Here is an 11,643-nt window from a genome sequence, read left to right on the forward strand (position 1 = left end):
GGAGGGTGCTCGGAGACGTTTTTGACGGGATGCTCAGCCCTTGCGAGGGCGGCGGGCTGGCGCGGGCTGTTGCTGCTCGATGAAGTCCAGCGCCGAACGCACCACGGCCTCCATGGCGGGCGATGAAGGGTCTTCGCGGTAGCTCACGTGGATGGGCAGCGGCCGCAATGCCGTGTCGCACGCCAGGGCTCGCAAGTCAGGGAACGCCAGCAGGCGCTGCACTGCCAGACGCGGCAGCGTGGCCACGCCAAAGCCCCCTTGCACCAGCTGCACCATGGCCGAAATCGATGAGATGGTGTGCACGCAACGCGGCTCCACCTGGGCCTGGCGCAGCGTATCAAGCAGGGACACATGCGGCTGCGAGCCACGCTGGAAGGTCAGAATGTCAGCGCCTGCAAAATCTTCCAGCGCATAGCGGCGCTTGCGGTGCGTTTTGCTGTTGCCCACGAACACCATTTCCATGGGCGTCACCGCCTGGCTGCGGATGCCGTCCGCGGCCGCCGGCAGGGCTGCGAAAACGGCATCCAGCGTGCCGCGGCGTATCTGGTCGAGCAACACCGGGGTGGTCTCCACCGTCAGCTCCAGCTCCAGCAAAGGGTTGTCCTTGCGCAGCTGTTCCACCCACGGAATGAGCCATGAGTGCAAGACCGATTCGATGGCCCCCAGGCGGATCGACACCTCCAACGGTCCGCCCGATCCCATCTCGGACTTGAGCTGGCGCTGCAGCTCCAGCATGCGCTTGGCGTACACCAGGAACCGGGCGCCAGCCACCGTGAGTTTGAAGTGCTTGTCGCGCCGGTCCAGCAACAGCACGCCCAGCTCTTCTTCGAGCGCGGAGATGCGGCTGGACATGGCGGACTGGGTGAGAAAAAGCTTCTCGGCAGCGCGTGTCACGCTCTTGAGAGAGGCCACCCAGTAGAAGGCTTCGACAAAACGCAGGTTCATGGTTTTCTTCGGAAGGGCTGGGTGTGCTTTTACTCAAACAGCTCTGCGCACTGCCCAGACGGGCGCACTGCGATGGTGCGCGGTGTGGGAATCCACCCGCCTTTTTCCGGCAAACACCGCGCTGTAAAAGCCATTGTGCCGTCGCATTTCAAGGTCACAACGCAGAACTGCTCGCAGTTGGGGCGCTGGCCAAAAGTGCGTTGCCAGTTATCTGCAAGGAATCTGCGGCGTCTTGCCACGCCACACCACCGGCCTACCCGGTGAACAGGGGCAGATCTGCCTTCTTCAAGGTCCGCAGCACAAAGCTGGAGCGGCTGTGCCGTATGCCTTTGATCTTGTAGAGCTTCTCGCGCAGCAGGCGCTCGTAATCGCGGGTGTCCTTGACGACGATGCGCAGCAGGTAGTCGTAGTCACCGGAGACCAGGTGCGCCTCGATCACTTCGGGAATGCTGGCCAGTGTCTCGCCAAACTTTTCGAGCGTGTTGTCCGAATGGCTGTCGAGGGTGACCTGCACCAGTACCGTGTCGGCCAGGTCAAGGGACTGAGGATTGATGCGCACCGTGTAGCCCTGGATGACACCCGCCTCTTCCATCTTTTTGATGCGCCCCCAGCAGGGTGACGGGCTCAGGCCCACGGCCTGCCCTATTTCTTGCAGGCTGGCGCGAGCGTTGGCCTGCAAGACAGCGAGAATTTTTATATCCAGTCGATCCATCGGCCTGATTATTCAGCAAATCATTCAGATGCAGAAAATTATTCTGCATATCCAACAGAATGCGCCAAATTCAGCAAATTCATCTGCAGCACCCGGCGCATACTTCTTCCATCAAGGCGCTCTTACCGGAGCGCACAAATTGACAAGGCCCCGGCTGGTTACCGCCAGCACGGGGCCCTTGGCGATTCAGATCGCCTCCGTAGACTGAATAGCCCCTTGCATCCGTTGGCGGCATGCGGACTGCGTACAAACCTCGGTCGCCCCGCTCCGATGAGGTGTCGCCAATGCAACTGCAAACATGGGGTTGACCAGTTGATAAGCACGCTTACCAGCACAAACCCGGATGCCTGCGGCCATGCTGCACCGCCATAATTTGAGCGAGGCCAGGGGCGGCTCTGCCAGGAGCCCAAGTGCCCCATCCCCTGCCCCAACATCAACAGGAGACACCATGCAATTGACCAAACTCGTCGTTGGACTGAGCCTCGCGCTCGGCTTTGTGGCCACCGCTGCTGCGCAGACCACCATGCGCATCAGCATCTCGACGGCCCAGAACTCCCACCAGGGTGTAGCCATCGACACGTTTGCCAAAGAGGTCGAAAAACGCACGGGGGGCCGCTACAAGATCCAGACGTTCTACAACGGCGCCTTGGGCGGCGAGCGCGAATCGATCGAAGCCGTGCAACTGGGCACCCAGGAACTGGCCTTCAGCTCCACAGGCCCTGTGCCCAACTTTGTGCCCGAGACCAAGATCCTGGATGTACCCTTCCTGTTCCGCGACAAGGCACACGCCCGCGCAGTGCTGGACGGTCCTATCGGCCAGGACTTGCTGTCCAAATTCGACGCCAAGGGTTTCAAGGCACTGGCCTGGGCCGAGAACGGCTTCCGTCACATGACCAACAGCAAGCGCGACGTGAAGGAGCCCGGTGACCTGAAGGGCCTGAAGATGCGCACGATGGAGAACCCCGTGCACATTGCCGCGTACAAGGGCTTTGGCATCATCACCACGCCCATGGCATTCCCTGAAGTGTTCACGGCGCTGCAACAGGGCACCGTGGACGGCCAGGAGAACCCGCTGTCGGTCATCATCTCGGCCAAGTTCGACCAGGTGCAAAAACACCTCACCCTCACCGGCCATGTGTATTCGCCCTGCATCTTCGTGATGAACAAGGCAGCTTTCGACAAGCTTTCGGCAGCCGACAAGCAGGCCTTCATTGACGCAGCCAAGGAAGGCACCAAGGCCAACCGTGCACGTGTGGACGAAGACGACGCCAAGGGCGTGGCTGACCTGCGCGCCAAGGGCATGACCGTGATCGACAACGTGGACAAGGCCAAGTTTGTGGCGGCTCTGGCCCCTGTGAACGCCGAGTTTGAAAAGCAGTTCGGCAAGGCTGCCATCGACAAGATCCGCGAAGTCAAGTAATTTGGGTCTTTGCTATTACCTTTGTAGCTAATAACGCCCGTAGCCATTGCGCTATCGGGCGTTTTTATTCTGGAGCCATCGCTGGTTCTGATCACCTCCTACCTGCCCATGGTCGGCATCGCCCCATGAAAAACGCTTTTCTTACCTTTGAGCGATGGACCACCTTCATCGCCATGCTCGGCGCTTGCGCCATGTTGACCCTGGCCTCGGCCCTGGGCATGTTCCAGATCGTGACGCGCTTTGTGCTGGAGCAGCCCGCCGAATGGACCGAAGTGCTCATCCGCTTCAGCCTGATCTGGATGGTGTTCCTGGCCATCCCGGCCGCGTTTCGCCAGGGCGCGATGGTTAGCGTGGACGTTCTGTACCGCTGGAGCCCGCCACGCATCAAACGGGTGCTGGACTGGGTGGTCGCACTGGCGGCCCTGGCCCTCATCGGCATCATCATCTGGTACGGCTGGGACTACGCGCAACGTGGGGGGGTGCAGAGCATGGCCGGGCTGGAGTCCATCTCCATGTTCTGGGCCTACCTCGCCATGCCGGTGGGGGGGCTTTTTTGCATCGTCGGCATCATTGGCAACCTCATTGATCCCCTGCGCATGGAACTGGAGACTGCTCAATGAACGCCGCGCCGAGCCGCCTCAAGCCAGTGAACGGCCCCCTTGGGGGGCAGCGAGGACATGCAATGCCGAGCGTGGGGGTCCAACTATGAGTTTGGTCATGATTTCAACGATGGTGCTGTGCTTTGCACTCACCGTCTCGGTGGCCGTGTCCATCGGTTTGGCGTCCATCTTGGGCATCCAGGCCTCCAACGCGAACATGCTCATCTCCGTCAAGGAGATGTTCGGGGCCATCAACAAGTTTCCCCTCGCAGCCATCCCCTTCTTCATCCTCGCGGGCAACCTGATGGAGACCGGAGGCATCTCGCGCCGTCTGGTGGAGTTTGCCAAGAGCATCGTCGGCGGCGTGCAGGGTGGCCTGCCCATGACCTGTGTGCTGACCTGCATGATCTTTGCGGCCGTGTCGGGCTCGTCGGTCGCCACCACGTTTGCAATTGGCGCCATCCTGATTCCTGCGCTGATCAAGCATGGCTACCCCACCAGCTACGCCGCCGCGCTGCAGGCCACCAGTGCCGAGCTGGGCGTGATCATCCCTCCCTCCATCCCGATGATCCTTTACGGCGTGAGCGCCGAGGTGTCGATTGGTGAGCTGTTCATCGCTGGCTTTGGCCCGGGCCTGCTGATCAGCGGTGCACTGATGCTCTTCGTATGGGCGTACTGCAAGTACAAGGGCTGGGGCAAAAACGATGGCGATGGCCGCATGCCCTTTGGCAAGGCCACGCTGCAGGCGGGCTGGGCGCTGCTGATGCCCGTCATCATCCTGGGCGGCATCTATGGCGGTGTGTTCACCCCCACCGAGGCATCGGCCGTGGCCGTGTTCTACGCGTTGGTGGTGGGCATCGTCATCTACCGCGAGATCAAGCTCAAGGACCTGTTCGCCATCCTGCGCAAGTCGGCCATCTCGTCGGCGGTGATCATGTTCATCATTGCCAACGCCGGCTTGTTTGCATTCCTCATTACACGCGCGGGCGTGCCCGATGCCATCGGCCGATGGCTGGAGGCGGTGCTGCAGTCCCCAGCCCTCTTCCTGCTGGGCGTGAACGCGGCACTGTTCGTGATCGGCATGTTCATCGAGACCAGCGCGGCGATCATCGTGCTGGCCCCCATCCTCGCGCCTGTGGCCATGCACTTCGGTATCGACCCTGTGCACTTCGGCCTCATCATGGTGGTGAACCTGGCCCTGGGCATGATCACGCCCCCGTTCGGAGTGAACCTGTTCGCAGCCTGCACGGTGGCCAGAATCTCGCTGGACCGGATTATCAAGCACCTGCTGCCGTTCGTCGGCGTGATTCTGGTGTGCCTGATGATCATCACCTACGTGCCATCGATCTCGTTGGCACTTCGGGATCTGGTCTACGCAAAGTAGTTAGAATTGCTCGGTCAGGAGAGAGTGCTCCGTCTTGTCCATAAGACGCGCAGCACCGCCGAAGGCGCAGGCAGCAGCCGAACGCTCAGGCAAAAGGACTGGCAACCGCCCGCAGCGATGCGGGCGTTCCCTTGCTGGAGAGAGGTGGCCCCACAGAAAAGAAACTGTGTGCAGGCCATCCACCGAAGGAGCAAACCGCACGGCCAGCCAAGGCGCTGCGGTGAATCTCTCAGGTAAAGCGGACAGCAGGGCAAATCCCGTGACCACGCCGTGGTCGCGGCCCCCATTTGCCCCGGAGTCCGCCATGTCAGCCACCGCCCCCCTGCTCACCACGCCCCTGAACGCCCTGCACATCGAGTTGGGCGCTCGCATGGTGCCTTTTGCAGGCTATTCCATGCCCGTGCAATACCCCGCTGGCCTGATGGCCGAGCATGTGCACACCCGCACCGCCGCCGGCCTGTTCGACGTGTCACACATGGGCCAGCTCAAGCTCATCGGCGCCGATGCTGCCGCAGCGTTTGAAACCCTGATGCCCGTGGATGTGATCGACCTGCCCATGGGCAAGCAGCGCTACGGTCTGCTGCTGACCGACGAAGGCACGATCATGGACGACCTGATGTTCTTCAACCAGGGCGTGGTGGATGGTGAACCCACCCTGTTTGTCATCGTCAACGGGGCCTGCAAGGTGGGCGACATTGCCCATATCCAGGCCCGCATCGGCCAGCGCTGTAAGGTGGTGCCCATGCCCGACCACGCCCTGCTCGCTCTGCAGGGCCCACAGGCCGTCACCGCCCTCGCCCGCCTGGCGCCCGGTGTCGAAAAGCTGGTGTTCATGACCGGTGGCGCGTTCAGCATCGCGGGCTGCGACTGCTTTGTGACCCGCAGCGGCTACACCGGCGAAGACGGCTTTGAAATCTCCGTACCCGCCGCGCAGGCCGACACCCTGGCCCGCGCCCTGCTGGCCCAGCCTGAAGTCAAGCCCATCGGCCTGGGTGCCCGCAACTCGCTGCGCCTCGAAGCGGGCCTGTGCCTTTACGGCAACGACATCGACACCACCACCACGCCCCCCGAAGCCGCGCTGAACTGGGCCATCCAGAAGGTGCGCCGCACCGGTGGCGCGCGTGCAGGCGGCTTCCGCGGTGCCGACAAGGTGCTCGCACAGATCGACAACCCTGCCAGCCTGCCCCGCAAGCGTGTGGGCCTGGTCGCGCTGGAACGTGTGCCGGTGCGCGAGCACACCGAACTGCAGAGCACGGACGGCCAAAAGATCGGCGAAGTTACCAGTGGCCTGCTGGGCCCCACGGTGAATGAACCCGTGGCCATGGGCTACGTCACGCCAGCTTTTGCCGCCATCGGCACCCGTGTCAACGCCATCGTGCGCGGCAAGGCGGTGCCCATGGAAGTGCGCGCCATGCCGTTTGTGCCGGCCAATTACTACCGCGGCTGATTTCATCAGCGAAGCGCACAAGCTGCGCCCGCTTACATTGCAGATTCCTTTACTTTTTTCCTTTGCTTGAGGAGCTTCCCATGACGATCAAATTCTCCAAAGACCACGAGTGGATCAATGCCGCTGACGCTAACGCTTCGGTGGTGGGCATCACCGTCCACGCGCAGGACGCTCTGGGCGACGTGGTGTTTGTAGACCTGCCCGAAGTGGGCAAGAGCTTTGCCCAGGGCGAAGTGGCAGGTGTGGTCGAGTCCGTGAAGGCCGCCGCCGATGTGTACATGCCCGTCTCTGGCGAAGTGGTCGAAGTGAACGAAGCCCTGCGTGCCGACCCATCCCTTGCCAACAGCGACCCGCTGGGCGCTGGCTGGTTCTTCAAGGTCAAGCTGGCCGACGCGAGCCAACTCGACGCCCTGCTGGACGAAGCTACCTACACCGAGTTCGCCAAGAACGCCTGATCCCTGCTGACTCAGAGGGCATGGCGCCGGGCCATGCCCGGCCCGCCGCCCTGTCGCGTGCGCGCTCTATTCCCGGCACCGCCCCCAACCCGCTGCGACCTACGAGACTGCCCCATGCTGATGCAATCCGCCCCCCCCCTTGGCGCGCTTGAAAACGCCACCGAATTCCTGCCCCGCCACATCGGCATCGACGCGGCCGACGAAGCGCACATGCTGTCGGTGATCGGCGAGGCCTCACGCCGTGCGCTCATCGAATCCATCGTGCCGCGCTCCATCGCACGCAGCCGGGGCATGGACCTGCCCGCGCCGCTCACCGAAGCGGCGGCACTGGCAGAACTCAAGGCCATCGCGGGCAAGAACCAGTTGCTCAAGAGCTTCATCGGCCAGGGCTACTACGGCACGCACACGCCCGGCGTCATCCTGCGCAACATCCTGGAGAACCCCGCCTGGTACACCGCCTACACGCCCTACCAGGCTGAGATTTCGCAAGGCCGCATGGAGGCCCTGGTCAACTTCCAGACCATGGTGTGCGACCTCACTGGCATGCCGATTGCCAATGCGTCCATGCTGGACGAGGCCACCGCCGCCGCCGAGGCCATGACACTGGCCAAGCGCTCGGTCAAGAGCAAGAGCAACGTGTTTGTGGTGGCGGGCGATGCCCACCCGCAGACCATTGAAGTCATACAGACCCGCGCCAAGCCCCTGGGCCTGGAAGTGCGCCTGGCCAATTCGGCCGAAGAATGGAACACCCTGCTGGAAGGTGACTACTTTGCCGTGCTGGCCCAACACCCCGCCACCAGCGGCCGCATTGACGACCTGCGCGCCGACGTGGAAAAGGCCCATGCCAAGCAAGCTGCCTTCATCGTGGCGGCCGACCTGCTGGCGCTCACCCTCATCACGCCGCCCGGTGAACAAGGTGCCGACATCGTGGTGGGCACCACCCAGCGTTTTGGCATGCCCATGGGCGCAGGTGGCCCCCACGCTGCCTACATGGCCTGCCGCGATGAATTCAAGCGCTCCATGCCTGGCCGCCTGGTAGGCGTGAGCGTGGACGTGCATGGCAAGCCCGCCTACCGCCTGGCGCTGCAAACCCGCGAACAGCACATCCGCCGCGAAAAAGCCACGTCCAACATCTGCACGGCCCAGGTATTGCCCGCCGTGATCGCCAGCATGTATGCCGTGTACCACGGCCCCGAAGGCCTCAAGCGCATTGCACAGCGCGTGGCGGCCTACACCGCCATCTTGGCCCAGGGCCTGAAGCAGCTGGGCGCCCCAGTGCGTGAGCAGGCAACCTTCGACACGCTGAGTCTGCACACCGGTGCCGCTACCAAATCAATAGCTGCTCGCGCAGTGCAGATGGGCGCCAACCTGCGAATTTACTTTGAAGAGTACCTGTGCATCTCGCTGGACGAGACCACCACACGCGCCGACATCGAGCTGCTGTGGAAGATATTCGCCAAGGACGGCCAGGCGCTGCCCACCTTCGATGCGTTTGAAAAGGGCGTGGAGCCGCTGATCCCCACCGAGCTGCGCCGCGCAAGCAGCTACCTGACGCACCCGGTGTTCAACACCCACCATTCCGAAACGGGCATGTTGCGCTACATCCGCCAGCTGTCCGACAAGGACCTGGCACTGGACCGCAGCATGATCCCGCTGGGCTCGTGCACCATGAAGCTCAACGCCACCAGCGAGATGATCCCCATCACCTGGCCCGAGTTTGCCAACGTGCACCCGTTCGCCCCCGCGGACCAGCTGGTGGGCTACAAGGAGCTGGACGAGCAGTTGCGCGCCTGGCTGTGCCAGGCCACGGGCTACGCGGGCATCAGCCTGCAGCCCAACGCAGGCTCGCAAGGTGAATACGCTGGCCTGCTGGCCATCAAGGGCTACCACGAGTCGCGTGGCGAAGGCCACCGCAACATCTGCCTGATCCCCAGCAGCGCGCACGGCACCAACCCCGCCAGCGCCCAGATGGTGGGCATGCAGGTGGTGGTGACGGCCTGCGATGCCAATGGCAACGTGGACCTGGTGGACCTGAAAGCCAAGTGCGAACAACACAGCGCCAACCTGGCCGCTGTCATGATCACCTACCCCAGCACGCACGGCGTGTTCGAGACCAGCGTGAAGGAACTGTGCGCCCTGGTGCACAGCCACGGCGGCCGCGTGTACGTGGACGGCGCCAACATGAACGCGCTGGTGGGCGTGGCCGCCCCCGGCGAGTTTGGCGGCGACGTGAGCCACCTGAACCTGCACAAGACCTTTTGCATCCCCCACGGCGGTGGCGGCCCCGGCGTCGGCCCCGTCTGCGTGGTGGAAGACCTGGTGCCCTTCCTGCCCGGCCATGCCACAGCGGGCGTGGCAGGCGGCGTGGGTGCCGTCAGCGCTGCCCCTCTGGGCAACGCCGCCGTGCTGCCCATCAGCTGGATGTACATCCGCATGATGGGTGCCGAAGGCCTGCAAGCTGCCACCGAGACCGCCATCCTGAGCGCCAACTACATCAGCGCCCGCCTCAAGGACCACTACCCCACGCTGTACGCGAGCGAAAACGGCCATGTGGCCCACGAGTGCATCCTGGACCTGCGCCAGCTCAAGGACACCAGCGGTGTGATGGCCGAAGACGTGGCCAAGCGCCTGATCGACTACGGCTTCCACGCGCCCACGCTGAGCTTCCCGGTGCCCAACACGTTGATGGTGGAGCCCACCGAGAGCGAAACCCTCTTTGAGCTGGACCGCTTCATCGACGCGATGATCGCCATCCGCGAGGAAATCCGCCAGATCGAAGCAGGCAAGCTGCCTCAGGACAACAACCCGCTCAAGAACGCTCCGCACACCGCCGAAAGCCTGATGAGCGGCGAGTGGAACCGCTCCTACACCCGCGAAGCGGCCGCCTACCCCGTGGCCGCACTGCGCAGCAATAAATACTGGTCGCCCGTGGGCCGCGTGGATAACGTGTGGGGCGACCGCAACCTGAGCTGCAGCTGCATCCCGGTGAGCGACTACGCCTGACCCTGCCATAGCGACCCCGGTGGCGCGTCCGCTGCCGTGGCTCTTGGCCTTCCAAGCCCTGGCGCTCCCGTGCCCAGGGCTTTTTTCGTGGTGCCGCTCCCGCAGGCCGCGGCACGAACGCGCATAAGATCGCGGGCTGCGTTGTGATTCACTCTTTCAGGAGCCCCCTTTGCGAAACCTCTTGTGCCTCTTGCTCGCCACCGTTGTGATGGCCCCCGCCGCCATGGCCCAGACCTCCAAGCCCGTCACCACGGCCAGCGGCCTGGTTTATGAATCGCTCAAAGACGGCACGGGCGAATCGCCCAAGGCCACCGACACGGTCAAGGTGCACTACAAGGGCACGTTCCTCGACGGCAAGGAGTTCGACAGCTCCTACAAGCGCGGCGAACCCACCTCGTTCCCGCTCAACCGCGTGATCCCCTGCTGGACCGAGGGCGTGCAGCGCATGAAGCCCGGTGGCAAGGCCAAGCTGACCTGCCCACCTGCCATCGCCTATGGCGCGGCCGGTGCAGGTGGCGTGATTCCGCCCAACGCCACGCTGAACTTCGAGATCGAGCTGATCTCCGTCGGCCGCTGATCCCATGCTGCTGAAGGTCGGCGACCTCGCGCGGCGCACCGGCCTCACGGTGCGCACGCTGCACCACTATGACGAGGTCGGGCTGCTCAAGCCCTCGGGCCGGTCGGACGCAGGGTACCGCCTGTACAGCCAGGCCGACGTGCAGCGGCTGCATGGCATCCAGACCATGCGCCAGATGGGCCTGGCGCTCAGCGACATTGCCGAGCTGCTGGCGGGCGACGGGGTAGCACCCGAGCGCATCATTGGCCAGCAGATCCGCGCGCTGGACCAGCAGATCACCCAGGCCACAGAGCTGCGCGGGCGCCTGACCATGCTGCGCGACGGTCTCATGGCAGGTGCCGAGCCCGACATGGGCAACTGGCTCGAAGCGCTGGCGCTGATGACGACCTATGGCAAGTACTTCAGCACCACCGAACTCAAGCAGATCTTCACCAACTGGAGCCTGATCGAGGCCGACTGGCTCGTGGTCAAAGACCTGGTGCGCAGCGCCATGGACCGCCAGCTGCCCCCCGAGGCACCCGAAGTGCAGGCATTGGCTTACCGGTGGATGGCACTGATGCTGCACTGGATGGGGGGCGACCTCGATCTGCTGGAACGCTGGGGCCACATGTTCCGCACCGAGCCCAGTGCCCAGGGGCGCAACCATGCGCCGCCCGGTGACATGATTGCCTATGTGGAGGCCGCCATCGAGCTGCGCCTGGCGCTGCTGATGAAATACCTGACCCGCGACGACCTGCGTACGCTGGGCCATGTGCCGCACACCGCATGGGCTGCGTTGGAGCGTGACGTGCAACAGTTGCTGGACCGCAAGATCCCCCACCACCACGCAGACGCAGCGGCTGCGGCCCTGCGCTGGAACACGCTGTTCAACCAGCTGACCCGCAACGATGCGCAATTGCGCCAGAAACTGCTCACAGCGTCGGCCAACGAGCCGCTGTTGCAGGCGGGCTCGCCGCTCAGCGCGCCCGTGCGCGCCTACCTGCAGGCGGCGCTGACACAGGCGATGCCAACGCCCACTTTGACCGCTGCGGCTCCCGCACCCGAGGCGGCCACACCGTCGCCAAAAAGCCACTGAAAGTGCTTGACCCTCACGCAACGTGA

General features: G+C 63.7%; 10 protein-coding genes and 2 riboswitches. Of the genes, 8 read left to right on the top strand and 2 right to left on the bottom strand.

Annotated features, from left to right (window positions below; genetic code table 11):
* Positions 1 to 33 precede the first annotated feature (33 nt).
* Together DNK89_RS03185 and DNK89_RS03190 are read right to left on the bottom strand one after the other, a co-directional pair.
* Positions 34 to 945 (bottom strand): LysR family transcriptional regulator, encoded by a 912-nt coding sequence (locus DNK89_RS03185; protein ID WP_110958861.1) that lies wholly within the window; start codon positions 943 to 945, stop codon positions 34 to 36.
* A gap of 253 nt (positions 946 to 1,198) precedes the next feature.
* Entirely contained in the window at positions 1,199 to 1,657 is a 459-nt protein-coding gene (locus DNK89_RS03190) for an Lrp/AsnC family transcriptional regulator (RefSeq protein ID WP_110958862.1), read from the bottom strand.
* A 448-nt stretch (positions 1,658 to 2,105) separates the two neighbouring features.
* Between DNK89_RS03190 and DNK89_RS03195 the strand changes: the two genes are divergently transcribed.
* The 8 genes from DNK89_RS03195 to DNK89_RS03230 all read left to right on the top strand — a co-directional run bounded on the left by DNK89_RS03195 (position 2,106) and on the right by DNK89_RS03230 (position 11,617).
* A complete protein-coding gene (locus tag DNK89_RS03195) occupies positions 2,106 to 3,077 on the top strand; it encodes a TRAP transporter substrate-binding protein (RefSeq protein WP_110958863.1) in 972 nt (323 codons plus the stop codon).
* A gap of 125 nt (positions 3,078 to 3,202) precedes the next feature.
* A complete protein-coding gene (locus tag DNK89_RS03200) occupies positions 3,203 to 3,697 on the top strand; it encodes a TRAP transporter small permease (protein WP_110958864.1) in 495 nt (164 codons plus the stop codon).
* Positions 3,698 to 3,782: 85 nt separating this feature from the next.
* Complete coding sequence (locus DNK89_RS03205) at positions 3,783 to 5,060, top strand: TRAP transporter large permease (protein WP_110958865.1); 1,278 nt, start codon at positions 3,783 to 3,785, stop codon at positions 5,058 to 5,060.
* Positions 5,061 to 5,065: 5 nt separating this feature from the next.
* Positions 5,066 to 5,171, top strand: a riboswitch (glycine riboswitch).
* 13 nt (positions 5,172 to 5,184) lie between these two features.
* Positions 5,185 to 5,316: riboswitch (glycine riboswitch) on the top strand.
* Between the two features lie 48 nt (positions 5,317 to 5,364).
* Positions 5,365 to 6,507, top strand: coding sequence for a glycine cleavage system aminomethyltransferase GcvT (gcvT, locus tag DNK89_RS03210; protein ID WP_110958866.1), 1,143 nt, complete (start codon positions 5,365 to 5,367; stop codon positions 6,505 to 6,507).
* An 80-nt stretch (positions 6,508 to 6,587) separates the two neighbouring features.
* On the top strand, positions 6,588 to 6,962 hold the full coding sequence (gene gcvH, locus DNK89_RS03215) for a glycine cleavage system protein GcvH (RefSeq protein WP_108625643.1): 375 nt from the start codon (positions 6,588 to 6,590) through the stop codon (positions 6,960 to 6,962).
* 114 nt (positions 6,963 to 7,076) lie between these two features.
* Positions 7,077 to 9,965, top strand: a complete 2,889-nt coding sequence (gcvP, locus tag DNK89_RS03220) for an aminomethyl-transferring glycine dehydrogenase (protein ID WP_110958867.1) — start codon at positions 7,077 to 7,079, stop codon at positions 9,963 to 9,965.
* Positions 9,966 to 10,173: 208 nt separating this feature from the next.
* The gene (locus tag DNK89_RS03225) at positions 10,174 to 10,542 is read left to right on the top strand and encodes an FKBP-type peptidyl-prolyl cis-trans isomerase (protein ID WP_082576793.1); all 369 of its coding nucleotides are present in this window, start codon (positions 10,174 to 10,176) and stop codon (positions 10,540 to 10,542) included.
* 4 nt (positions 10,543 to 10,546) lie between these two features.
* Complete coding sequence (locus DNK89_RS03230) at positions 10,547 to 11,617, top strand: MerR family transcriptional regulator (RefSeq protein WP_110958868.1); 1,071 nt, start codon at positions 10,547 to 10,549, stop codon at positions 11,615 to 11,617.
* Positions 11,618 to 11,643: the final 26 nt, after the last annotated feature.

Source organism: Acidovorax sp. ST3 (assembly GCF_003231145.1).
Lineage (GTDB): Bacteria > Pseudomonadota > Gammaproteobacteria > Burkholderiales > Burkholderiaceae_C > Acidovorax.

What these genes read in the sequence shown, in the direction of transcription:
- gcvP (WP_110958867.1), top strand. Translation starts at nt 7,077, where the DNA reads ATGCTGATGCAATCCGCCCCCCCCCTTGGCGCGCTTGAAAACGCCACC.
- DNK89_RS03195 (WP_110958863.1), top strand. Translation starts at nt 2,106, where the DNA reads ATGCAATTGACCAAACTCGTCGTTGGACTGAGCCTCGCGCTCGGCTTT.
- DNK89_RS03185 (WP_110958861.1), bottom strand. Translation starts at nt 945, where the DNA reads ATGAACCTGCGTTTTGTCGAAGCCTTCTACTGGGTGGCCTCTCTCAAG.
- DNK89_RS03190 (WP_110958862.1), bottom strand. Translation starts at nt 1,657, where the DNA reads ATGGATCGACTGGATATAAAAATTCTCGCTGTCTTGCAGGCCAACGCT.
- DNK89_RS03230 (WP_110958868.1), top strand. Translation starts at nt 10,547, where the DNA reads ATGCTGCTGAAGGTCGGCGACCTCGCGCGGCGCACCGGCCTCACGGTG.
- gcvT (WP_110958866.1), top strand. Translation starts at nt 5,365, where the DNA reads ATGTCAGCCACCGCCCCCCTGCTCACCACGCCCCTGAACGCCCTGCAC.
- DNK89_RS03205 (WP_110958865.1), top strand. Translation starts at nt 3,783, where the DNA reads ATGAGTTTGGTCATGATTTCAACGATGGTGCTGTGCTTTGCACTCACC.
- DNK89_RS03225 (WP_082576793.1), top strand. Translation starts at nt 10,174, where the DNA reads ATGGCCCCCGCCGCCATGGCCCAGACCTCCAAGCCCGTCACCACGGCC.
- gcvH (WP_108625643.1), top strand. Translation starts at nt 6,588, where the DNA reads ATGACGATCAAATTCTCCAAAGACCACGAGTGGATCAATGCCGCTGAC.
- DNK89_RS03200 (WP_110958864.1), top strand. Translation starts at nt 3,203, where the DNA reads ATGAAAAACGCTTTTCTTACCTTTGAGCGATGGACCACCTTCATCGCC.